Here is a 22,922-nt window from a genome sequence, read left to right on the forward strand (position 1 = left end):
CCTGCGACGAGCGTGTTGCCGCGAGAGAGATGATTATGCGTCTCGCGGCGCATTCGCACGCCTGGATTTTTGGCGGTATGATCCGCGATATTGGGCTTTATGGCAGTAAAGGATTCAGATCCGATATCGACATTGTGATAAACACTAGCCGCGACGCATTGCTGAACAATCTTCGCCGTCTGGAAATTAACGATTTCCGCCTTAATAAATATGGCGGCGTACGCTTTCGCTACTTAAACATCGATTTTGATATTTGGTCCCTTGCAGATACCTGGGCGTTTCGTGAAAACCTTATCCCGCTCGAAAGCGAGCAAAGTTTGTTCAAAACCACGCTAATGTCCTGGGATGCGGTGCTGTATGGGTTACATAACCGCGCTCTGATTAGTCCGGAAAATTATCTGGAAGAGTTACAAGAGAAAAGACTGGAGTTAGTGCTCGGCCACACGCCTAATGAAACCGGCGCGCTGGTGAAGATTTTGCGTACGATTTACGGAAAACAGGTGGGTAAAATCGGCCCCCGGTTGGGCGCTTACCTGCAGACCCAACTGGCGCATTACGGTAATGACACGCTCATGCGCTACGAGCACGCGCATTACGCCGATCATACCATTAACGGGCTACGGCTTGAAAAACTGCGTCAGCAGTTAATAAGTTTCGAAGCGCAAACCGATCTGACGCTGGATTTTCAAAAGCCCCAGCAACAACTTATGTTGGCTCTGCCCGAGAAATAAAACCGCCGCCCTAAGACGGCGGTTTTAGCTTAAAAACCCAGGCTGTCCAGCAGGTCGTCGACCTGATCCTGGCTTGCCACAACGCCTGCGGCCGTGGCGTCCAGTTGGGGGCCATTAAGCAGGCTTTCGTTCTCACGCTTCGGACGCGCGGCTGGCTCCGGCATGTTTTCCAGCAGCACCATCAGCAACTGGCGCTCAATTTCCTGAATCACATCCATCATGCGCTTGATAACCTGACCGGTCAGGTCCTGGAAATCCTGCGCCATCATGATGTCCAGCAGCTGGGCGTTAGTGAAGCTGGTGTGCCCCGGCACTTCCGCCAGGTACTGACGGGTATCGGTAACAAGCTCCCGGGCGTCGCTCAGCTCAATGGGATTTTCAAACCATTCGTCCCAGCGTTTGCTAAGCCCTTTCGCCCCTTTTTCCAGCTCGTCCTGATGCGGCTGCGACGCTTCAACGCTGTTGAGGGCGCGCTCTGCGGCCTGCGCCGTCATCTGGACAACATAGTCGAGACGATCCCGGGCATCCGGAATCGCCTCGGCCGCTTCCGCAATCGCCTGATCCAGACCAAGCTCACGCAGGCTGTCACGCAGCATACGCGTTAAGCTGCCAATGCGAACGATGATATCGGCTGCGGAATGTTCTTCAGTGGGTTTCATTGCAGAATGAATCATCAGGAGCTCCTCACATTCCGAGTTTCTCGAATATCTTGTTCAGCTTCTCTTCCAGCGTCGCCGCGGTGAAAGGTTTAACGACGTAGCCGCTGGCGCCCGCCTGAGCGGCGGCGATGATGTTCTCTTTCTTGGCTTCCGCTGTCACCATCAGCACCGGCATCGCCGCCATTGCGCCGTCGGCGCGAATGGTTTTCAGCAGTTCCAGGCCATCCATGTTCGGCATGTTCCAGTCGGAAATCACAAAGCCAAAACCGCCAGCCTGCAATTTGTTCAGCGCGTCTACGCCATCTTCGGCTTCTTCCACGTTGTTAAAACCCAGCTCTTTAAGCAGGTTACGCACGATGCGACGCATGGTGGAGAAGTCATCCACAACCAGAAACTTGAGCTCTTTATCCGCCATAAAAACTGCACTCCTCTTTAAATACGTATTGCCTGTCCGGCACTGATTTTCGCCAGCATTTGCTGGCTGACCTGGCTTAGATCGACGACTTCGCTGACGCCACCCATATTGATGGCCTCACGCGGCATGCCGAACACCACACAACTTGCTTCATTCTGCGCAATGGTCCAGGCGCCCGCCTGGTGCATCGCCAGCATCCCCGCCGCGCCGTCGTTGCCCATCCCGGTGAGGATAACCCCCACCGCGTTGCGCCCCGCATGTTTGGCGACGGAGTGAAACAACACATCTACCGCCGGGCGATGCCGGTTAACCGGCGGCCCGTCGTGAATCTTAATTTGATAGTTCGCCCCGCTGCGGGTGAGCTCCATATGCTTATCGCCCGGCGCGATATAGGCATGGCCCGGCAGCACGCGCTCGCCGTCTTCCGCCTCTTTCACCGTTATCTGGCAAAGCTTGTTCAGACGCTCAGCGAAGGAACGGGTAAAGCCTGGCGGCATATGCTGGGTAATTAGCACCGCCGGGCTCGAAAGCGGCAGCGGCTGCAGCACGTGACGAATTGCCTCGGTGCCGCCCGTCGAGGCGCCAATAGCGAGCAATTTTTCAGAACTCAGCAGCGGGCCTGCCTTCAGCGTGGCCGGCGCGCTGACGGGCGCGCGGGCGGAAAGGCGAGCGCGGGAAGCGGTACGCACTTTCTCAGCAATCAGCTCGCTGTAGGCCAGCATGCCTTCGCGAATGCCGAGCTGCGGCTTGGTGACAAAATCCACCGCCCCCAGCTCCAGCGCGCGAAGCGTCACTTCCGACCCTTTGCCGGTCAGGGAGGAAACCATCACCACCGGCATCGGGCGCAGACGCATCAGCTTTTCGAGAAAATCGAGGCCGTCCATGCGCGGCATTTCGACATCCAGCGTCAGCACGTCCGGATTAAATTGCTTAATCAGATCGCGCGCGACCAGCGGGTCCGGCGCGGTCGCCACCATCTCCATGTCGCTGTGGCTGTTGATGATTTCCGTCATGATCTGGCGCATTAGCGCCGAATCATCCACTGACAACACTCTGATTTTACTCATTGTCTTTCCTTACTCAGGGCGTATACCGTCTGACCGCGCAGCCAGAAATCGCGACTGAGATTGCTGAAATTCTCCGAATGTCCGGCAAAGAGCAGGCCGCCTGGCTTAAGCAGCGGCACGAAACGCTTGAGGATCGCCTCCTGCGTTTCTCTGTCGAAATAGATCATGACGTTTCGACAAAATATCGCGTCAAACGGACCCGGAACGTTGTACTGCTTGTCCAGCAGGTTGAGCGAGGCGAACTCCACATGGTTCGCAAGCTCCCCACGCACCCGCACCAGCCCTTCATGCGGGCCGGTGCCGCGCATGAAATAACGCTGCAATTGCTGAGGAGAGAGGGTTTTCAGCTCCTCCTGGCGATAGATGCCGCTCTGCGCTTTTTGCAGCACCTCGGTGTCAATATCGCTTGCAAACACCTTCCAGCGGCCCGGCGCTGTGCCAAGCGTATCGGCAAGCGTAATGGCCAGCGAATAAGGCTCTTCCCCCGTCGAAGCCGCCGCGCTCCAGACCTTGTACTCACCGCTGCGCTTGCGCGCATGCTCGGCCAGCACCGGAAAGTGATGCGCCTCGCGGAAAAACGCGGTCAGGTTGGTGGTCAGCGAGTTGATGAACGCCTGCCACTCGGCGCTGTTGGCGTTCGCCTCCAGCATGCTGAGGTAGCGGCCGAAATCATCAAGCCCGAGCGTGCGCAGCCGACGCACCAGCCGGTTGTAGACCATGTCTCGTTTGTGGTCCGCCAGCACGATCCCTGCGCGCTGGTAAATCAATTGACATATCCGACGAAAATGCGCGTCGGACAGCGCAAGGCGCTGTGTCATAGGCAACAGGAACGAGGGTTGCCCACCAGGAATGGTTGTTGTCATAGCGCCTTTTTACTCACAGTCAGGGGGATACGGCTACGGCGTTGAGCGCAACGGCGTCGTCTCGCTCAACAACATGTTTCTCTTCAAGATTAAATACCGACACAACCGCCGTCAGACGATCGGCCTGGCTTGCCAGCGTTTCAGCCGCGGCAGCCGCCTCCTCTACCAGCGCGGCGTTCTGCTGCGTGACCTGATCCATCTGGCTTACCGCCTGAGCGACCTGCTCAATGCCCCGGTGTTGCTCATCCGAAGCGGAGGCGATTTCGCCCATAATGTCATTCACCTGGGTTACCGAGCGGACAATCTCCGCCATGGTTTGCGCCGAGTTATCCACCAGCGACGACCCTTGCTGCACCCGGGATACCGACTCCTCAATCAACGCTTTGATCTCTTTCGCCGCCTCGGCGCTGCGGCTTGCCAGGTTACGCACTTCGCCTGCCACCACAGCAAAACCCCGTCCCTGCTCCCCTGCGCGAGCCGCTTCCACGGCGGCGTTAAGCGCAAGGATGTTGGTCTGGAAAGCGATACCGTCGATAACGCTGATGATGTCGCCGATTTTTTGCGAACTCGTTTCTATCTCATGCATCGTTTGCGCTACATTCGAGGCCTGTTCGCCGCCCCGCTTTGCGGTTTCGGCGGCGCTTTTCGCCAGCAGCGAAGCCTGACGGGCGTTTTCAGCGTTCTGGCTTACCGTCGCGGTCAACTCTTCCATGCTGGCCGCGGTCTGCGCGAGCGATGCCGCCTGCTGTTCGGTACGCGAAGAGAGATCGTTATTGCCGGCGGCAATCTCGCTGATGCCGGTGTGCATCGCAAGGCTGCCGTTGCGCACTTCACTTACCGTTTCCCGCAAGGCGTTTTGCATCGCCTTAAGGCTTGCGAAAATCTCCGATATCTCGTTACGTCCGAAAACCAGAATCGGACGCGCCAGATGGCCTGCGGCAATACTGTCAAAATGGCTGCGTATAATCGCAAGCGGCATGACCAGCATGCGGCGCGACCACCACAGCGACCCCAGAACCAGCAGCACCGCCACGACGCTCACCACGCCGAAAATCAGCCCTGAGAGGTGATACCAGCCTTTGCTCTCTTCGCTGGCGCTGCTGACAAACTGGTTAATGTGCTGCTGCCAGGCGTTAAAACTGGCGTCAAACCCATCCTGCGATTTCTGCACCGGCGCGGTGAGGAAATCGGAAAGCTGGTTGCTTGCAAGCCAGGTCGCCTGATGCTCCAGGTCTTCGCGGTAGACCGCAAAACTTTTCTTCGTCGAGGCGAGCAGTTGCGCCACCTCCTCGCTCGCCGGCTCAATAGCGACGAACTGTTTAAACAGGGAATCCGCCTGCTTGAGGCTCTCCTGCGCGCCTGTCATCAGGGCTTTGATATCTTCCGGCGGGTAGCTCAGGGCGGTGAGCGTACCGGCACGGTTTAATGCCGTACTCGCTTGTAACAACGCTGCGCGGGTTTGCGTCAACGTGTCGCGTTGTTGGTTACTTACCTCGACCCTTTTCAGATTGCCGTAGTCGGCCCGAAAAGCGAGAAAGGACAAACCGTTACTGCCAATCTGCAAAACACCGCAGAGAATCAAGAGCAAAAACAACGTGGTCGAAATACGAATACGGTTAAACATCAACGCTCCCTTACCCGGCATCGCTGCCGGCTTGAGTGGTCAAAAAGTTTCCCAGTTATCGTTATGGCCAACCGCGGCCGTTTCACGTGGGATCGAAGCCGGGCTGGAGGCCGGCGCCAGGGTCGTGCTCAATGTGCTGCTCAAATTCGGCTTTTGCATAGAGGCAGACGTTTCGCCCTCGCGCAGGCGGAACGCGGCGACCGCCTGAGATAACCGGCTCGCCTGCTCCTCAAGCTGCGCGGCGGCGGCGGCGGATTGCTCCACCAGCGAGGCGTTCTGCTGGGTTACGCGGTCCATCTCGGAGACGGCCAGCGCGACCTGGTCGATACCGCGGCTCTGCTCATCGGACGCCGAGGCGATCTCGCCCATAATGTCGGTCACCCGGGTTACGGCGCTGACGATGTCCTGCATGGTTTCACCCGCGCTTTCCACCAGCACCGAGCCGGTATCCACGCGCGTGACGGAATCTTCAATCAGCGCTTTGATTTCTTTCGCCGCCTGGGCGCTGCGGCTCGCCAGATTGCGCACTTCGCCCGCCACCACGGCGAAGCCGCGGCCCTGCTCCCCTGCCCGTGCTGCTTCCACAGCGGCGTTAAGCGCAAGGATGTTGGTCTGGAAAGCGATGCCGTCGATAACACCGATAATGTCGGCAATCTTCTTTGAACTGGCGGCGATGTCGTGCATGGTGTTGACCACGCCATCCACCACTTTGCCGCCGCGCTGGGCCGTTTCCGAGGCGGTGCGCGCCAGTTGGGAGGCCTGACGGGCGTTGTCGGCATTCTGTTTCACCGTGGCGGTTAACTGCTCCATGCTGGCGGCGGTCTCCTCCAGCGAGGCCGCCTGCTCTTCCGTGCGTGAAGAGAGATCGTTATTGCCGGCGGCAATCTCACGGGTGCCGGTGTAAATCGCATCGGTCCCTGAACGCACGCTGGTCACGGTGTCGATAAGCTCCTGCTGCATGTGCTGCACGCTCTGCGCGAGCTCGCTCATCTCGTTGCGTCCGCTGACGTTGATACGGGCGGTCAGGTTGCCTGCGGCGATTTCACGAATAGAACCGATGATGACGGCAAGCGGGTTGAGCAGCACGTGGCGCAGGCCGTACCAGACCAGGGCGCTCACCGCCACCAGCACCAGCGCCAGCACGCCGGTCTGCCATTGGGCGAAGCGGTAGTCATGCGCGCTCTGCTGCCAGGCATCCTGCGCGATGCGCACGTTAAGCGCAGCGTAATCATCCATCGCTTTTTGCAGCGCGTTCTGTTTGCCCTGCGTCGGTTGGGCGAAGTAAGGTTCTAAATTGCCGCTCTCCAGGTACTGCACTAATTCGCCAAGCGCCTGCGCGTAATCCTGATAAGCCGCATCAAGCTGTCCGCTGAGAACCTGAATATCGGGCTGGTCAACCGGCGCCGCTTTGAATGTCGCGTAGTGAGCCTGCGCCTGCGCCAGCGTCTTTTTCGCGCTGTTAAGCAGATCGGTTTTGGCGCTGCTTTGCTGGTTGCTGGGATCCATCATCATTCGCGCCGCGGAACGGCTGAGGTTGATGCGCGTCTGCAACAGCATGTCCCAGGTATGGTTAAGCTCCGCCTGTTGCAGGCGCAACTGGTGTGAAGCGCTAAAGCTTTGCTGGTTCTCTTTTAGCGAAGAGAAAAAGAAGCTGCCGGAAATAAGCTGCAGCAGGATGAAAACGCCTACCACCAGCATCAGCATTGTGACTACGCGAATACGATTCACTCAACATCCCCCAGACATCTGACTAACTGTTGAGGTTATCGGCAAAGGAGACGGGAACTTTATCGTTCAGCGGAAGGAATTTGCGTTAACGTGAAAGCGTGAACAGGCTCACTAAAAGGCGATATCGACCACCAGCGTGTCGCTATAGCTGCCTGCGGGCAGCGCGCTCTGCCCTGAAAGCACCCGGGCGGTGTAGTTATACGTGCGCAGCAGGCCGTCGGTGCTGACCTGCGATGAGCTGGCGCTTGCCCAGCGCTCTGCGCCGCTCACCCCCCAGCGATTCGTGGTGCTGCCTTTATAGATCTCGTAGCTCAGGCGATTCGCGCCGCTTGCCATGTTGCGCACATTGCCGTTGGCGTAACTGCCGTTATTAATGCCGACGGTATAGACGCTGCCTTTGGTGCAGGTGATAGCGATGCTCTGCGAAACCGGGGCGAAGTTGCCCGGTAGCGGCGCGCTGCCAAAATTGACGTTCGGCGCGCTGATGGTCGTGCAGTCATTGGTTACCGTGAGCGTGACGATAAGCGGCAGCGACACGGTGCCGGTCTGCGCCGACAGGCAGACCGCCGCCCCGACGGCGCAGACGCTGTAATTTATAGAGAGCGTTAAGGTCGCCTGATAGGTCCCGGCGCTGAGGTTTTGTCCCGCCACCGTGCGGATGTAGAGCGGAAGCGTATAGCGTGAGCTGGTCAACAACCCCAGCAGCGTGCTGCCGCTCCAGCGGTACGAACCGCTTAGCGCAATCTCGCTGTTAGCCGGACACCCGCTCTGAGCGCAAAGCTGAATCGGCAGGCTGTCTGTTGATGTTGTCGTGTCGGTGCGCCGCAGCGTGGCGCGATTGCTGGCGCTGGCGCTGGCGGTGGTAAAAGTGGCGTTGACGAAGTCGGTGGTGTTGAGCAGGTTCAGCACCGTATCGCACTCCACCACCAGGTTGGTGCTGGTGGTCTGCACTGTGCTGTTAATAACGAACGAGGTTTGGGTGCCGAGCGAAGCGTTGCCCAGGCTCACCCGGCAGGCGGCGAGCGCGGGCGCGCTGACTATCATCAGCAACAGGCAGAGCAGCAGGCGCGTCATGGCTGTTCGCCCTGGCAAATAAGCGGGCCGAACGTTTCCAGCCGATGGCTGCGCGCGGCGGCAAGGGTCAGCGTAGCGGTACAGCGCTTACCTTGCGGCGTGGAGACGGTTAGATGGTTTACCTCGCCGACGTTTTCAAGCCAGGCGATGCCGTCGTAACCCACAATGGCGGGCGGCTGACCAGCGCGGAAGACCTGGCTTGAGACGGGCAGCGGCTGGCCGTTTTCGTCATGCAGGATAACGTTCGCTACCCGCTCCTGCTCCATCGGGAAAGTAATCAGATAACCGCTGCGCCGGCGCAGCGACAGGCGGCGCTCGGTTTCACGGATGCGGGTATCCGCAGGCAGGTTAAGGGTGTCGATGCTGTAGTTGGCCGGATAATAGGAAGTCACGCCGGAGATTAACAGGTAACCCTCTTTATCGGTTTTGCCCACCGGCTGGTTTTCATAGTTCACGGTCACATCCGCCTGGCCGCCGGTGCTTACCACCGCAAAGGCGTCATTAATCTGGTTGGCGGCAAAGAGCGCGCCATTCATCAGCACCAGCGAGCCGGTAGCCTCGCCCCAGTGAGTGTAGCCGTCGCGCTCGCCGTAAATGCCGCCCTGCAACTCGACATGGTTGTTGCGCCAGCCGAGCGTCGCCTGCTGATAATCGTTCTCCTGGGTCTGATGCGCGTAAGCGAGGTTCCAGCTAAAGCCGCCCTCGCTCGGCATCGCATGGTTATAGTTCACGCGCTCGCTCGCGCTGCCATCGGGCTGGCGCTCGGCGCTGAACGCCACGCTTTCCTGCAGGCCGAAGGGGATTTGCAGCGAGAGCGCGACCGACCAGTCGTCGGCATCCGGGTCATGGCTCGCCGCCACATAAAAACTGCTGCTGCCCCAGAGATTTTTACTCCAGGAAAGGTTCAGCAGCCGGGTGCTGTCGCTGTTAAAACTGTCAACATCCAGCCAGGCCGCGCCGAGGTTGCCAAAACGACCCATATTAAAAGAGAGCGAGTACTGGGCGACGTTGCGACTGAGGCTGACTATCGGCTGGCGGTCGCTGTCATACATCACCTGCTGATCGTAAAGCGCCAGGTTGCCGAAGCCGCGCTCACGGCGCGTGTGTTGCGTCGTGAATGACATAAAATCGGTGTTGTACTGATAACCCAGCGTCCACTGCTGGCCCTGCTCGCCGCGCATCCGGCTGTAGGCCACCGCGCCGTTCACCACCCCGAAGTGGCCAAGCTTCACCAGCGACCCAACGCCGCCAAGCCCCAGCGATTCCGCACCTTCACCGTGCGCCTCCACCGTCCAGAAATCATTGACCCCGTAGCGGTAAGAGCCGCTCGCCGCCGCCGGACCATAGTCAAGGTTTTTGATGCCATAGTTGCGCCGGATAGCCCCCGCCGTGACGGCCCCGTCGCTAAGCCCCGCTTTCAGCAGGTCGCTCGCCACATAAAACGGCATGGTGGTGGTGACCTGGCGGCCCAGGGCGTCGGTGGTCACCAGCACCGCGTCGCCGGAGCCGTTGATATAAGGCAGGTTGGTGAGGGTGAAAGGGCCGGGCTCCAGCTGTGTGGAGCCGGAGCGGTAGCCGTTGATAAAAACATCAACCGTGGTGGGCACCGCCGCCTCGCCGGAGAAGGCGGGCAGCGGATAGGTAATGAGATCCGGGCGCAGCGAGAAATCGCGGCCAAAGGAGACACCGCCGAGGCGCACGCTGCTGGTCCAGCTTAAGCTGTCGCTCACCACGTCCCCTACCGACCAGCTCAGCGCATCGTCATCCAGCGTGCCGGTGAAGGTCGAGTCGTAGCGACGGTAGCCTTCGCTTTGCCCCGGATAGCCATCGAGCACCTCGCGGTTTGTGCCGGTGGTGGAAAAGGCGCCGTAATCGTTGAACAACCGCAGCTCGTGCCACAGCGAGGCCTGGCTGCCGCTGTGCTCGGTGTGGTTAGCATAGAAATCGTAATTAAGCAGCCCGCCGCGCCCGTTGCGCGCGCGCAGGCGCGCCGCGCCGTCGCCAAGCGCAATCCGCCGCTCCGGCACCCACTCTTTCGGCACCGTCAACATCAACCGCTGGCTGGTGCTGTCATACTCCGTACGCACCAGATTTAGCGTAGAGAGATTGACGTCGCCCTGCGGCAACCGGTCGCCCGGCAGCCCCGCGCGTTGCAGGTCAGCGCTCGAGACCCAGAACTCCCCTGCCCGGCGCGTGACCGGCACCACCATGCCGGTATCGTAATGGTTCAACACCAGCGACAGGTGAAAAATCGCCCGATCGTTGATAGCGCGGGCATCCGGCGGCGGCGGCAGCGCATCGTCGCCCGGTTGCGCCATGGCGCGATCTGTCGCGACGCTAAGCAGACCAACCACCGACACGACTTTCATCGCCTGATACCGGCTTAACGCGAAGAGGCGAGCCATCGCGAGTCGCGGGCGTTAAGGGAAGCGGAGATTTCGCTGGGCGCGGTAATGCCCGCAGGCAACGGGAAAAGCCGGGAGCTGTGCGGCAGCACATACCCCCACAGCCCGTCGGCAAGCTCGCGCTGCCGCCCCCCCTGGCGCACCGACACTTTGCTGATGCGCGCGTGAATCTCATCGTTATTTGTAATTTCAATGGCCGGCTGGCCGTTATCGCGGGTCATCCGCCAGCTCAGCTTGGTCGGGTTAACGAAGGCGTGATGCGCGCCGGAGCGCTGGGTTTCAATGCCCTGTCCATACACAAACAGCGGGATGGAGTAGCGCATTTGCAGCTTGATGCCAAGCTGCGGTTTGCTGTTGTCCTGCGGCTGGGGAATTTCATCAACCACCACCCGGTACGCCTGCTCAACCCCCATGGGGATCTGCGCCTGGCTGATTAAACGGATAAGCTGTTTTTTACCGCCGCCGATGGTCACGATGGGCGGGCTGGCGACCACATCCTGCTGCGCCTCATAGCGCTCGAAGCCCCCCTCCTGACGCCAGCGCACGATACGCACCTGCATGGTGGTCGGCGTGTCGCCCTGATTTTGCACCCATAGCTCCGCCGCTTTTTCGCCAGCAGGCAAATAAGGGTCGATAGGCCAGATAAGGATATTGCTTGCCGCATGGCTTGTGCTGGCAAAGAGCCAAAGGGCGATGAGTAAACCGCAAGAGTGGAAGCGCGTTGCGCCTGTAATCATGTCACTTCTCCCTGAGTCACCATGACAACGTCACCGTGAGCCGATCGCTGTAGCTCCCTGCGGGGCTGAAGCCAGTCAGCTGCGCTGCGCCGAAAATGGGCAGCGTAATGTTGTTGCTGTTGCTGTAAGTCACCGTCACCGCCTGGTTTACGCCGATTTCGCTCGCTGCCGATAATGAGCTGGCGCTGTAGAGACGGTAAGGCACCCTTTCCGTTCCGCCGCTGCGCGCCATGTTGCGCACCGTGGAGTAATTTTGCCCACCGTCAATGCTCATACTGAGCGCCACGCCGGGGGTGCAGGCGAGCGTCAGACCGCTGTTCGGCACAAAGCTTGTAGTGACGCGGGACCGGTCCACACCGCTTCGCGTCCCAAAATCCAGCGTGCCGTAAACGCCGCCGCTGCCGCTCGTCACCGAGCAGCCCGGCGTGATGGTGGCATTAACCTGAAACGACTGCGTCGTCACCGCCCGCGAGGTCAGGCTGACGAAGGCTAACGCCAGGACAAAACCGCCGCTTTTTCGCACAGCTTTCCCCTGGACAGCCCGGCGGACTGCCCTGTTGTGTGTCGTAAACAAGCGCAGCGGTAATTAGTAAATAACGCTCACGTTGATAGTGTCGGTATAAGTGCCCGGCACCACGGTGACGCTGTTGCCGCCGCCCTGGATACGGCCATAGAGGGTATAGTTATCGACGCCCCCCGTAGTGGAGGCGCGGGGAATCGGCGCGTTGTTGGCGATAACGTTGTTGAAGGCGGCGTCGCTGTAGAGGCTGTAGGCCACGCCCTGCGTCGCGTTAGTGGTATTGACAAGATAGCGGCCCGGCGTGCCTGGCGTGCCGATCACCGTGCCTGGCGCCTGGTTCGTGCTGCCGGTGACCTGCACGGTGTAATCCGCCGTGGTGCACTGAATAGCGAAGCTGTTGCCGCCCGCCGCGCCGGCTAACTGCGTGGTCAGGGTGTCGAAGGTTGCCGGGTGGGTGCCGAAGTCCAGCGTACCGAAGTTAATGCCGTTCTGGCTGGGCGAGCCGTTGATCAGGCAGCCGTTGGTCAACGTTAAGGTGGCGCCGATAGTACCGCTGCTGGTTACCGCATGGCTCACGGAAGAAGCGAGCAGTAACCCACCTCCGCAGATCACAACAAAAAGATTTTTTTTCATCGTGTTTTCCTCTGACTGCGCTGTCGCGAAGCATCCTGTTTTCTAATTTGATCAGCCTGTTAAGCACCGGAACCGGAGCGCCGGAGCCTGTAAACTGAAATTTAGTTTATGTATCTGAATTTAACCAAATACTAACAGCGCATTCATACGGACGACGGATTGACGTATTTATTTCATTAAAAACAAGAGCTTAAATAATATAAATTCATTTCTGAATGTAAAATGAAATGGATATATTCATTATTGCGTGATTTTAGTCACATAATTGAGGCGAAAAACTCGGACTAAAAATTGACAGATTGGTCAGCAGTGCTAACGGAGTATGTTAGGAGAACTACACAGTGGCGGAAAGTAATTACTCCGGCGGGCAGCGGGCAAAGAAAAGGGGCGCTAACGCGCCCCTCAGCCATGGCGGTTACGCGACGCGCGAAGCCGCGATATCTACCAGTTCCATCTCTTCGCTGTTGAGCAATTTTTCGATATGCACAAGGATGAGCATACGTTCGCCAATCGCGCCGAGGCCGGTCAGATATTCCGTTGAAAGCGTCACGGCGAATTCCGGCGCCGGGCGGATTTGCTCCGCGGTCAGCGACAGCACGTCGGAGACGCCGTCCACCACGATGCCCACCACGCGCTGGCCGAAATTCAGCACGATAACCACGGTGTTGTCGTTGTATTCCACATCCTGCTGGTTGAACTTCACGCGCAGGTCAACGATAGGCACAATCACGCCGCGCAGGTTGGTCACCCCTTTGATAAAGGAGGGGGTGTTGGCGATACGGGTTACCTGATCGTAACCGCGGATCTCCTGCACCTTCAGAATGTCGATACCGTACTCCTCGTCGCCGAGGGTAAATACCAGAAATTCCTGACCTGACGGCTCGCCGGCCAGTTTAGTTACATTACTCATACCGGTCATTTGTATACCTTTTTACGCTTGTGGGATCACGCGGCAGTCTGCGCCATACGCTGTTCACGGTTAATACTTTGCAGCGCTGAAACATCAACGATCAGCGCCACGCTACCATCGCCCAGAATGGTGGCGGCCGAAATGCCCGGCACTTTGCGATAGTTACTTTCAAGGTTTTTCACGACCACCTGATGCTGGCCGATAAGCTGGTCAACCAGCAGCGCGTAGCGGCGGCCCGCGCTTTGCAGAATCACGACGATGCCCTGAGTCGCTTCGGTTTTCGCGCCCTGCACGTCGAAGACCTTCCACAGCTCGACCAGCGGCAGATATTCGCCGCGCACTTCAAGCACGCGTTCGCCGCCAGCCAGCGGATGCAGATCTTCTTCGCGCGGCTGCAGCGATTCCATGACCGCGTTGAGCGGCAGAATAAACACCTCGTCATTCACCTTAACGGACATGCCGTCAAGGATGGCGAGCGTCAGCGGCAGCAGAATGCGAATGGTGGTGCCCTGCCCCTGCTTCGACTGGATCTCAACGTGGCCGCCCATCTCCTGGATGTTACGCTTCACGACGTCCATGCCGACGCCGCGGCCTGAAACGTCCGTGACCTGCTCGGCGGTAGAGAAGCCCGGTGCGAAGATAAGCATGCCCACTTCGTCATCGGTCATGCTTTCGCTGACCGCCATGCCCTGGGACATCGCCTTAGCCAGAATGCGCTCGCGGTTAAGCCCGGCGCCGTCGTCGGTCACTTCGATGCAAATGTTGCCGCCCTGATGTTCCGCAGAGAGGATCAGGTTGCCGACCGGGGCTTTACCTGCCGCCACGCGTTTTTCCGGCGATTCAATGCCGTGGTCAAGGCTGTTGCGAACAAGGTGCGTTAACGGGTCGATAATGCGTTCAATCAGGCTCTTATCAAGCTCGGTGGAGCTGCCCATCAGCGTCAGTTCAACCTGCTTGTTGAGCTTGCCGGCCAGATCCCGCACCAGACGCGGGAAGCGGCTGAAGACATATTCCATCGGCATCATACGGATGGACATGACCGATTCCTGAAGGTCGCGCGCGTTGCGCTGCAGCTGGCTCATGCTGGTGATGAGGTCGCCGTGCGTAACCGGATCGAGCTCGTTAGAACGCTGTTGCAGCATCGACTGGGTAATAACCAGTTCGCCCACCAGGTTAATCAACTGGTCGACTTTTTCTACCGCAACGCGAATGCTCGTTGACTCTTTCTCACGGGCCGGTTTTTCACGTTCCGCGCGGGCAGGCGCTGGCGCTTTAACGGCCGCGACGGGTGCAGCAGCGGCAGGCTCGGCCACCGGCGCGGGGGCGGCTTCAGGTTCCGGCTGCGCGGCCGCTTGCGGCGCAGCGCCCGGCGCCTGCGGCGCCAGGAAGGCTATCTGGTCCAGCTCAATGACGAAGCAGAGCACGGCGGTGATGTCATCCGCGCTGGCGCTGGTTTCAAGCGTCGCGGTGAGCGTATCGACGCCCTTCTCCACCTGGCTTACGGCGCCGAGGTTGCTCAGCTCTTCCAGCAGCAGATCGGGCTCGCTCGCCTTCAGCTTACTGAGCTGAATACGCAGGCTGCCGCCATCTTGTGCAACAGGCGCAGGCTCCGGCGTCTCCACCACGGTTAAATGCGCGCTGGCCGCAGGCGCAGTCGGCGCTTCGCCTTTCGCTTCCAGCGCCAGTTGACGCAGCGCCTGACAGATGTATTCAAAGCTGGCAGCATCCGGCTCCTGTGAGCTTTTATAAGCGTCGAGCTGTTCCTGCATAATATCTTTGGTTTCCAAAAACAGGTTGATAATGTCGGTGTTGAGTTGCATTTCACCGCGGCGAGCTTCATCCAGCAGGTTTTCCATCAGGTGCGTGGTTTCCTGCAAAATGGTGAAGCCGAAAGTGCCTGCGCCGCCTTTAATGGAGTGCGCTGCACGGAAAATGGCGTTGAGCTGCTCAGAATCCGGCGCTTCAGGCGACAGATCGAGCAGATGCTGCTCCATATCCGCCAGAAGCTCGTCGGCTTCGTCGAAAAATGTTTGATAAAAATCGCTGATATCCATACTCACGCTATCACCTCATAACCGGTTGCGACGGTGTTGGGTTGGAGGCCGGGGGCACGGCGCCCGGTTGTTGTAACACGCTCAGAGGCTCGTTCTCGCTTTCGGCGTTTTCATGCACGATGGCGTCTTCCGCCTGCTTGTTGAGCACTAAAATACTGATTCGACGATTCAGCGCTTCGTCCGGGCCGCGATTCGCCAACCGCATGGTGGCGGCCATCCCTACGACGCGCAGCATTTTGCCTTCGTCCAGCCCGCCTGCCATCAGCTCGCGACGCGAGGCGTTGGCGCGGTCGGCGGAGAGCTCCCAGTTGCTGTAGCCGCGCTCGCCGCCCGCATAGGGAAAATCATCCGTATGGCCCGACAGGCTGAGCTTATTCGGAATGCCGTTCAGCACCGGAGCGATAGCGCGCAAAATGTCGCGCATGTAAGGCTCTACTTCAGCGCTGCCGGTTTTAAACATCGGCCGGTTCTGGCTGTCGATTATCTGAATACGCAGCCCCTCCTGCACCAGATCGATCTTCAGGTGCGGGCGCAGCGCGCGCAGTTTCGGATCCGCTTCGATCAGCTGATCGAGGTCGCCGCGCAGCTTTTTCAACCGGTTCTGCTCCATCCTTTTTTTCAGCTCGTCGATATTCGGCTGCTTTTTCACTTCACCCTGCTGTTGGGTGTAATCATCCCCGCCGCCCGGAATCGGGCTTTCACTGTCGGCGATGCGGTGCCCGCCCGTGATCGCAGCGGAAAGCGGCGTGCGAAAGTATTCGGCTATTTGCGTCAATTCTTTAGGGCTGGAAATGGAGATGAGCCACATAACCAGGAAAAACGCCATCATCGCGGTCATAAAATCGGCATAAGCGATTTTCCAGGAGCCGTGCGAGCCGCCCCCGTGCCCTTTATGCTTGCGTTTTTTTACGACAATGATGGGGTGATTCTGGTTTTTCATGCATCTTCCGTCGCTTTCTGTTGGTTAGCCCCTTTGGCCGCGCGTACATGCTCATCCAGTTCAGTAAACGAAGGACGTTCGCTGGAATAGAGCGTTTTACGGCCAAACTCGACGGCAATAGGCGGCGCGTAGCCGTTAAGGCTTGAAAGCAGCGTGACTTTTACGCACTGCATCATCTTGGTGGTTTCGGCGCTTTTCTGACGCAGCACGGTGGCGAGCGGCGAAACAAACCCGTAGGCGAGCAGGATGCCAAGGAAGGTCCCCACCATCGCGTGCGCAATCAGCGCGCCGAGTTCTGCCGCCGGGCGATCCGCCGACGCGAGCGCATGCACAACCCCCATTACCGCGGCCACGATGCCGAAAGCAGGCAACGAGTCGCCCATCAGCCCCAGACTGTTGGCCGGCACTTCGCTTTCGCTCTCGTGGGTTTCTATCTCTTCGTCCATCAGCGCTTCAATCTCGAAGGCATTCATGTTGCCGCTGATGATGAGGCGCAGATAATCGGTGATGAAATCGAGCATCATCGCATCCGCCAGAATGCGCGGATAGCTGGCGAAAATTTCGCTCTCTTTCGGGTTTTCTATATCGCGCTCAAGCGAAAACATGCCCTGTTGGCGAGACTTGGTCATCAGGCGATAAAGCAGCGCCATCAGATCCATATACAGGCTTTTGGTGTATTTCGAACGGCGGAAAAGCAGCGGCAGCGCCTTCAGCGTACCCTTGATGGCTTTCCCGTTGTTGCCGACGATAAAGGCACCGATGCCAGCCCCACCGATAATAATAAACTCAGAGGGTTGATAGAGTGCCCCCAGGTGACCGCCGGTCATCATATAACCACCGAACACGGTCCCCAGAATGACCAGGTAACCTAATAAAATCAGCACGACATCATCCTTCTGCTGTTGACCAAAGTGAGGATGCGCAGATAGAAGGGAGCGTTTAGCGGATCGGGGGATATAAAAAAGCAGCGGCGAAATCGCCGCTGCTGGAGTGAGTTTCCACACCGAACCGGTTAGACGGCCTGATCGACCTGTTCATCCAGCAGTTGTGGAATAATATCGGCAGCTTCCCGGGAAAGTTTACGTCTTTTTACCGCGCGGGATGGCGGCTGGCACAGGCTGCACGCAAAGCTGCCAACCGGCTGGTGCGCATGGGTGATAAAGTTGCCGCCGCAGCAGTTACAACGGGACAATTCCAGCATGCCGCTTTCAACAAAGCGCACCAGCGTCCAGGCGCGGGTTAAGGCAAGCAGCGGTCCCTCTTCCTGCTGCGGGCACTGTTCAAGGTATAAGCGGTAGGCTTTAATTACCGCATCCACGCCGCTGCACAGCCCAGTGCGCAGCAGGTATTGCCAGGCGTTGCAGAACATCGACGCGTGGATATTCTGTTCCCAGGTCATAAACCAGTCGGTGGAAAATGGCAGCATGCCTTTCGGCGGCGGGCTGCCTCTCAGCTCTTTGTAAAGTTTAATCAGGCGGCCACGGCTGAGCTGGGTTTCGCTTTCGAGCATTTGCAAACGCGCGCCAAGCGTAATCAACTCCATAGCCAGCTGAATATCACGAGCTTCCTGAACAATGCTTTTCTCGCTCATGATTATGCCCTTTTCTTCTTCGGTGCATCATCAGCGCTGGCGACTTCATTGAGCAGTCGCGTGGAGAGCAGAATACCGGTGTGGATCTGCTGCAGATCGTCAACGCGGGACTCCTGCGTCAGACGAGTGATTGTTTGATGATCGTTAAAGCGGAACTGACAAACCAGTTGGTTAGTTTCAGCCAGCTTCACCATTTGCGGCAGCGTCAATTCAACAAGCGTGTTGGCCATCTGTTCGTTAATACCTAAGCGAAACATAGCCGAAGCCTTATCCTGACTGATCAGCCTTTGCGCCAGTAACAAATATGACAGATTGATATCATAAATATGTTTTAGCAACTCGGATGCGTGCATTTTTCCCATCCCGAATAACCAATTTTATTAAATGCGGCGTTGCCGCACCCCGTGATGTCGCCGGATAAGATCCGGTAAAAAATAAAACCGTAATGGTAAAAAATAATGGGTGGTACGCTGTGCTGACCGGTTAACTATGCCGGTTTAAATTATTGCTTCCCTGTAGCGTTTCCTTACGCGGTTAAGACTTGCTTACAAATTCCTAAGATTTTTCCTAATTCGCGCAAACTGTACTCGTCACCCCTAACACATACAATGTGGTCGCGCCGAGATTTTAGGAATTATGTGATGTACGTCACATAATTTCAATCTATAAATCACACGAAAGCATAAGTGACAGTGTTTAATTGGACAAAATTTAACCAAAGTCAGCTCATAATAAGCTTCCTAAGTCGAATATTAATGCAATGAAGTTTTAGATAGTGACGCCTGTAATACTTGCTGACAGCAATTATTTTACAACCATCTAACCTGCAATGGTTCTATGTTAGAAACATGACTCTTCTGTTAAGCTTCTAAATATAAGTTAATCATTTTCAATGAGTTAGCCTGGAGTTACTTGTAACATAAAAAAAGGCTTTTTGATGACTTTACTGCCGCTAAACTGTCAAAATTTTGCGATAAAATAGTCATCATTGTTACTTTTCATTAACATATTTACCTCCTGCATATTCCATACATAAGAATATTTAAAGTTTTTTTATGAGACCTATCACGCTTCTTTCAAACGTAACGCTTGCGCAAGGGTTTTATCAGGCGTAAGAGCGAAGAGTGGCTTTATCATCTTGTTTAAAAGGAGATAAACATGAGCTATGCCCATGTTCTTGTTGCGGTTGCGGTGACGCCGGAAAGTCATCTGCTGGTTGAAAAGGCCGTTTCGCTGGTTCAGCCTTATCAGGGGCGTATCACATTGCTTACGCTCGCCGCAGACCCGGAACTTTATAATCAATTCGCCGCCCCTATGCTGGAAAATTTGCGGGAATTAGTTTTAGAAGAGACGAGGGCTTTTTTAGAGGAAATAAAGATTCGCGCGAAATACCCTATCGCGGGTTCGCACATTGCCACCGGAGAATTAAGCGATCATATTCTGGATATTTGTCGCAAAGAGAATATTGACCTGGTTATATGCGGTAATCATAACCAAACCTTTTTCGGGAAAGCCCTTTGCTCAGCAAAAACGGTTGTCGCCGCCAGCAAAGTGGATGTCTTATTAGTGCCGCTCAAGTAAAAATCGCCTGCCTGAATGGAACAGGCAGGCGATTTTCGGTTTACGCCAGTTTCGGGAAGGTCGCCACTTTACTTTGCAGCTGGCTTTCGTCGCTGCGTGGCGTCACTTGCTTTAGGTCGGCGATAAAACTCTCCTGCCAGTGATTGATGTCATTTTTTTGCACAATCTCCAGCATTTCACTGTGACGCGCGATACGCTCAGCCAGCGGCATCGTTAGCGCCCGGTCAAGCGCCGCCGCGACTTCGTCACGATCGTAGGGGTTTACCAGCAGCGCGGAGGTCAGCTCGTTTGCCGCGCCTGCAAAGCGGGAAAGCACCAGCACGCCCGGATTTTTCGGGTCCTGCGCCGCCACATACTCTTTGGCGACCAGGTTCATCCCATCGCGCAACGGAGTGACCAGGCCGACATCCGCATAGCGGAAGACTTTCATCAGCAGCTTGCGGTCAAAATGCTGGTTGAGATAGTAAAGCGGCGTCCAGCCAAGCTGGCCATATTTGCCGTTAATGCGGCCCGCTTCGGTTTCCAGCAGATGGCGAATGTCCTGATAAGCCTGCACATCACCGCGCGACGTCGGCGCGATTTGCGTGTAGCGAATTTTGCCGTGGTGCTGCGGGAATTTTTCAAGCAGCGCTTCAAACGCCTGGAAACGCTCCGGCAGGCCTTTGGAATAATCCAGACGCTCCACTGAGAAGATGTTTTTGATGCTGCCAAGCTCTTTTTTGAGCTGCTCAAGCTTCGGCGGCAGCGGTCCTGCGGCCTGTTCGGCAATCTCATCCGGTTCAATGCCGATGGGGTAAACTTCCGTGCGGAACGTTTTGCCATAGGCTGAATGCGCATGTTTGCCATGTGCGGTAAGGCGCGTCTGGGTAGCGAGGCTGTCTAAAAACGCTACGCGGTCGTTTTCCGTCTGGAAGCCCAGCAGGTCATAATCGCACAGCTGTTCCAGCAGCTCTTTATGCGGCGGCAGCGCGTTAAAAATTTCCGGCGTCGGGAAAGGAATATGCAGGAAGAAACCGATGCGGTTATTAATGCCGCGCTTACGCAGTTCGGCTGCGAACGGCAGCAGATGGTAATCATGGATCCAGAGGATGTCGTCCTCTTTTACTAACGGTTTCAGCTTGTCAGCCAGCAGGCTGTTAACGCGCTGATAGCCTTCCCAGGCATCACGCTGAAAGTTAACCAGGTCCAGACGATAGTGGAAAGCGGGCCAGAGAACGGCATTGGAGAATTGGTTGTAATATTGCTCATGGTCTTCTTCGCTAAGGTTGAAGGAAGCCCAGGTAATATTATCGCGAGTAACTTTCTTTAGCGGCGCGTCTTCATTGCCAATCTCTCCGCTCCAGCCAAACCAGAGACCGCCTGCGGCTTTCAGCGCCCCCAGTATCCCTACCGCGAGGCCCCCGGCGCTGCTCTTTTTGTCATCAGGCGGGGCGATACGATTAGATACTACGACTAAGCGACTCATAGCCTTCTCTCCTTTCAGTAAAATGCTTTTTTTCTTGTTCTAAGTGTTGTACGAGTTCTTCAAGCCAGGCGTGCACCTCTTGTACACTGGCCAGACGCCACTTCGCCTGCGTCTCGCCCTGCCCGACCTTAATGGATACGCCGTTTACGGCGTTTACAGTATGAAAGCCAGCCTCATCCGTCAGGTCATCGCCAACAAATACCGGCGTGCGGCCTGCAAACGGCGCTTCTTTTAAAAACGCCGCTACGGCCGCGCCTTTATTAATGCCCTTTGGTTTCAGCTCTACCACACATTTGCCCGGCTGCAGCGCCAGCTCTTCATGCTGCTGCGCCAGCGACTGGGCAAGCTGCAACACCTGTTGCTCATATTCCGGCGCCTGACGGTAGTGCAGCGCAAAAGCCATGCCTTTTGGCTCAAGCTCGGTACCCGGCATTTTCGCCAGCGCCTGTTCTAGTCGCAAATGCAGCGAGGTCACCAACTCTTCCGGCAGGGCCACGACATGGTTATTTCCATTGATATCACGACGTTCCGCTCCGTGTACCCCGGCGAGCGGGAACTGGAACGGTGTGGCGAGCTTGTCGAGCTCAACCATCGAACGTCCTGAGACCAATGCCAGCGCCCCGTTATTCATGCCCGAAAGTTTTTGCAGCAGGTTGCGCACGTCAGAGGGAATGGAGACTTGATCCGGATGCGGTTTGATTTCCGCCAGTGTGCCGTCCAGGTCAAAAAAGAAGGCAAGATCCCCGGAAAGCAGCGGCGGTGTAGAGAGTACTTCAGCCACCCAATTTCCTCCTTACAGGTTTAATAGATAACCGCTTCGGTTATCCAGGGTTGTTCGTTAGCCATGTAAGTATAGACAGTGTGACGAGTGTCGCCATTCGACAACAGCTTCGCCAGCCGTAAAGGGCTGGCGAAGTGGACGAATATCAGTCAAAAAACGGTTAAACCGTGCGCTTTGCTTTCTGTTTGTAGCGGTCGAAAATCACCGCCGCGAGAAGGATGAGGCCGCGCACCACGTACTGTGCGAAGGGGGAGATGTTCAGCAGGTTCATGGCGTTTTCTACGGTGCCGAGAATTAATATCCCCGCCACCACATACGAGATTTTTCCTATGCCGCCTTTGAGCGAAACGCCGCCAAGAACGCATGCCGAGATGACGATAAGCTCATAACCGATAGAGGTCATCGGCTGGCCGCTGGTCATACGCGAGGCGAGAATAATCCCCGCCGCTGCGGAGACCAGACCGGAGAGCACAAAGATGATTATCTTGGTGCGCACGACCGGTACGCCCGCGAGACGCGCCGCCTCTTCGTTGCCGCCAATCGCCAGCGTATTGCGGCCAAAGGTGGTTTTATTGAGCAAGAAGCCAAACAGCACCAGACAGGCGACCGTCAGCCAGATTGGCGCGGGCAGCCCGAGCCAGTTAGCGTAGCCCAGGGTGAAGAAGCTCTCGTCTTCAATCCCGACTGCTTTACCGTCGGAGATGATATAGGCCAGGCCGCGGACTATCTGCATGGTGGCGAGCGTGGTGATAAGCGCGTTGATTTTTAGCTTCGCAATCACAAACCCGTTCACCAGGCCGCTCGCCACGCCAAGCATTAGCCCTGCGAAAACACCAATCCACAGGCTTTCAGTCATGTTGATGACCACCGCCGTGGTAACGCCCGCGCAGGCGATAACCGATGCGACGGACAGGTCAAAGTCGCCAGAGGCAAGGCAGAAAAGCATGCCGCAGGCCACCATGCCGGACATTGAGATGGCGAGGCCCAGCCCTTTCATATTAATGAAGGTGGCGAAATTGGGAACGAAGATGGCGCAGGCGATAAACAACACCGCGAAAACCACCAGCATGCCGTACTGATCCCAGATACGGCCGACGCTAAACGGCGATTTGGTTGCGCCGGATGATGTTAATGAAGACATGTT

General features: G+C 57.0%; 22 protein-coding genes. 2 read left to right on the plus strand and 20 right to left on the minus strand.

The window, feature by feature from the left end; genetic code table 11:
• The first annotated feature begins 29 nt into the window (after window positions 1-29).
• On the plus strand, window positions 30-731 hold the full coding sequence (locus MT962_RS17205) for a hypothetical protein (RefSeq protein WP_235146815.1): 702 nt from the start codon (window positions 30-32) through the stop codon (window positions 729-731).
• Between the two features lie 29 nt (window positions 732-760).
• Here the strand turns inward: MT962_RS17205 and cheZ are convergent, their stop codons facing one another.
• The 17 genes from cheZ to flhD form a co-directional block, all read right to left on the minus strand.
• Window positions 761-1,405: a protein phosphatase CheZ gene (gene cheZ, locus MT962_RS17210; RefSeq protein WP_024557477.1), complete on the minus strand. Its 645-nt coding sequence runs from the start codon at window positions 1,403-1,405 to the stop codon at window positions 761-763.
• Window positions 1,406-1,415: 10 nt separating this feature from the next.
• Complete coding sequence (gene cheY, locus MT962_RS17215; RefSeq protein ID WP_024552273.1) at window positions 1,416-1,805, minus strand: chemotaxis response regulator CheY; 390 nt, start codon at window positions 1,803-1,805, stop codon at window positions 1,416-1,418.
• 17 nt (window positions 1,806-1,822) lie between these two features.
• Window positions 1,823-2,872 carry a chemotaxis response regulator protein-glutamate methylesterase gene (locus MT962_RS17220; protein ID WP_024557478.1) on the minus strand — a complete coding sequence of 350 codons (1,050 nt, stop codon included), beginning with the start codon at window positions 2,870-2,872 and terminating at the stop codon, window positions 1,823-1,825.
• Window positions 2,869-3,735, minus strand: a complete 867-nt coding sequence (gene cheR, locus MT962_RS17225; RefSeq protein WP_024557479.1) for a protein-glutamate O-methyltransferase CheR — start codon at window positions 3,733-3,735, stop codon at window positions 2,869-2,871. The genes MT962_RS17220 and cheR overlap by 4 nt, the downstream gene beginning before the upstream one ends.
• Before the next feature lie 19 nt (window positions 3,736-3,754).
• Entirely contained in the window at window positions 3,755-5,359 is a 1,605-nt protein-coding gene (gene tap, locus MT962_RS17230; RefSeq protein WP_247366122.1) for a methyl-accepting chemotaxis protein IV, read from the minus strand.
• A gap of 39 nt (window positions 5,360-5,398) precedes the next feature.
• On the minus strand, window positions 5,399-7,087 hold the full coding sequence (gene tar, locus MT962_RS17235; RefSeq protein WP_268237282.1) for a methyl-accepting chemotaxis protein II: 1,689 nt from the start codon (window positions 7,085-7,087) through the stop codon (window positions 5,399-5,401).
• 111 nt (window positions 7,088-7,198) lie between these two features.
• On the minus strand, window positions 7,199-8,161 hold the full coding sequence (locus MT962_RS17240; protein WP_048888046.1) for a spore coat U domain-containing protein: 963 nt from the start codon (window positions 8,159-8,161) through the stop codon (window positions 7,199-7,201).
• Window positions 8,158-10,479, minus strand: coding sequence for a fimbria/pilus outer membrane usher protein (locus MT962_RS17245; protein WP_247366251.1), 2,322 nt, complete (start codon window positions 10,477-10,479; stop codon window positions 8,158-8,160). The genes MT962_RS17240 and MT962_RS17245 overlap by 4 nt, the downstream gene beginning before the upstream one ends.
• Window positions 10,480-10,544: 65 nt before the next feature.
• Window positions 10,545-11,303: a molecular chaperone gene (locus MT962_RS17250; protein WP_048888048.1), complete on the minus strand. Its 759-nt coding sequence runs from the start codon at window positions 11,301-11,303 to the stop codon at window positions 10,545-10,547.
• A gap of 16 nt (window positions 11,304-11,319) precedes the next feature.
• Entirely contained in the window at window positions 11,320-11,826 is a 507-nt protein-coding gene (locus MT962_RS17255) for a spore coat U domain-containing protein (protein WP_048888049.1), read from the minus strand.
• Window positions 11,827-11,889: 63 nt separating this feature from the next.
• Entirely contained in the window at window positions 11,890-12,456 is a 567-nt protein-coding gene (locus MT962_RS17260) for a spore coat protein U domain-containing protein (RefSeq protein WP_024561099.1), read from the minus strand.
• A gap of 415 nt (window positions 12,457-12,871) precedes the next feature.
• Window positions 12,872-13,375 (minus strand): chemotaxis protein CheW, encoded by a 504-nt coding sequence (gene cheW / locus MT962_RS17265; protein ID WP_024559023.1) that lies wholly within the window; start codon window positions 13,373-13,375, stop codon window positions 12,872-12,874.
• A gap of 26 nt (window positions 13,376-13,401) precedes the next feature.
• Window positions 13,402-15,420, minus strand: coding sequence for a chemotaxis protein CheA (cheA, locus tag MT962_RS17270; protein ID WP_048888050.1), 2,019 nt, complete (start codon window positions 15,418-15,420; stop codon window positions 13,402-13,404).
• A gap of 10 nt (window positions 15,421-15,430) precedes the next feature.
• Window positions 15,431-16,360 carry a flagellar motor protein MotB gene (gene motB, locus MT962_RS17275; RefSeq protein WP_024559021.1) on the minus strand — a complete coding sequence of 310 codons (930 nt, stop codon included), beginning with the start codon at window positions 16,358-16,360 and terminating at the stop codon, window positions 15,431-15,433.
• Window positions 16,357-17,244 (minus strand): flagellar motor stator protein MotA, encoded by an 888-nt coding sequence (gene motA / locus MT962_RS17280; RefSeq protein WP_024559020.1) that lies wholly within the window; start codon window positions 17,242-17,244, stop codon window positions 16,357-16,359. The genes motB and motA overlap by 4 nt, the downstream gene beginning before the upstream one ends.
• Window positions 17,245-17,372: 128 nt before the next feature.
• A complete protein-coding gene (flhC, locus tag MT962_RS17285) occupies window positions 17,373-17,957 on the minus strand; it encodes a flagellar transcriptional regulator FlhC (protein ID WP_175306425.1) in 585 nt (194 codons plus the stop codon).
• Window positions 17,954-18,304: a flagellar transcriptional regulator FlhD gene (flhD, locus tag MT962_RS17290; protein WP_024559018.1), complete on the minus strand. Its 351-nt coding sequence runs from the start codon at window positions 18,302-18,304 to the stop codon at window positions 17,954-17,956. Before flhD ends, flhC begins: the two co-directional genes overlap by 4 nt.
• An 805-nt stretch (window positions 18,305-19,109) precedes the next feature.
• On the opposite strand from flhD, the gene uspC reads away from it, so the two are divergent.
• Complete coding sequence (gene uspC / locus MT962_RS17295; protein WP_024561100.1) at window positions 19,110-19,532, plus strand: universal stress protein UspC; 423 nt, start codon at window positions 19,110-19,112, stop codon at window positions 19,530-19,532.
• 40 nt (window positions 19,533-19,572) lie between these two features.
• Here the strand turns inward: uspC and otsA are convergent, their stop codons facing one another.
• The 3 genes from otsA to araH form a co-directional block, all read right to left on the minus strand.
• Window positions 19,573-20,997: an alpha,alpha-trehalose-phosphate synthase gene (otsA, locus tag MT962_RS17300; protein ID WP_024559016.1), complete on the minus strand. Its 1,425-nt coding sequence runs from the start codon at window positions 20,995-20,997 to the stop codon at window positions 19,573-19,575.
• Complete coding sequence (otsB, locus tag MT962_RS17305) at window positions 20,972-21,778, minus strand: trehalose-phosphatase (protein ID WP_024559015.1); 807 nt, start codon at window positions 21,776-21,778, stop codon at window positions 20,972-20,974. Before otsB ends, otsA begins: the two co-directional genes overlap by 26 nt.
• A gap of 160 nt (window positions 21,779-21,938) precedes the next feature.
• On the minus strand, window positions 21,939-22,919 hold the full coding sequence (gene araH, locus MT962_RS17310) for an arabinose ABC transporter permease AraH (protein WP_024559014.1): 981 nt from the start codon (window positions 22,917-22,919) through the stop codon (window positions 21,939-21,941).
• Window positions 22,920-22,922 lie beyond the last annotated feature (3 nt).

Source organism: Franconibacter sp. IITDAS19, assembly GCF_023079515.1.
GTDB lineage: Bacteria > Pseudomonadota > Gammaproteobacteria > Enterobacterales > Enterobacteriaceae > Franconibacter > Franconibacter pulveris.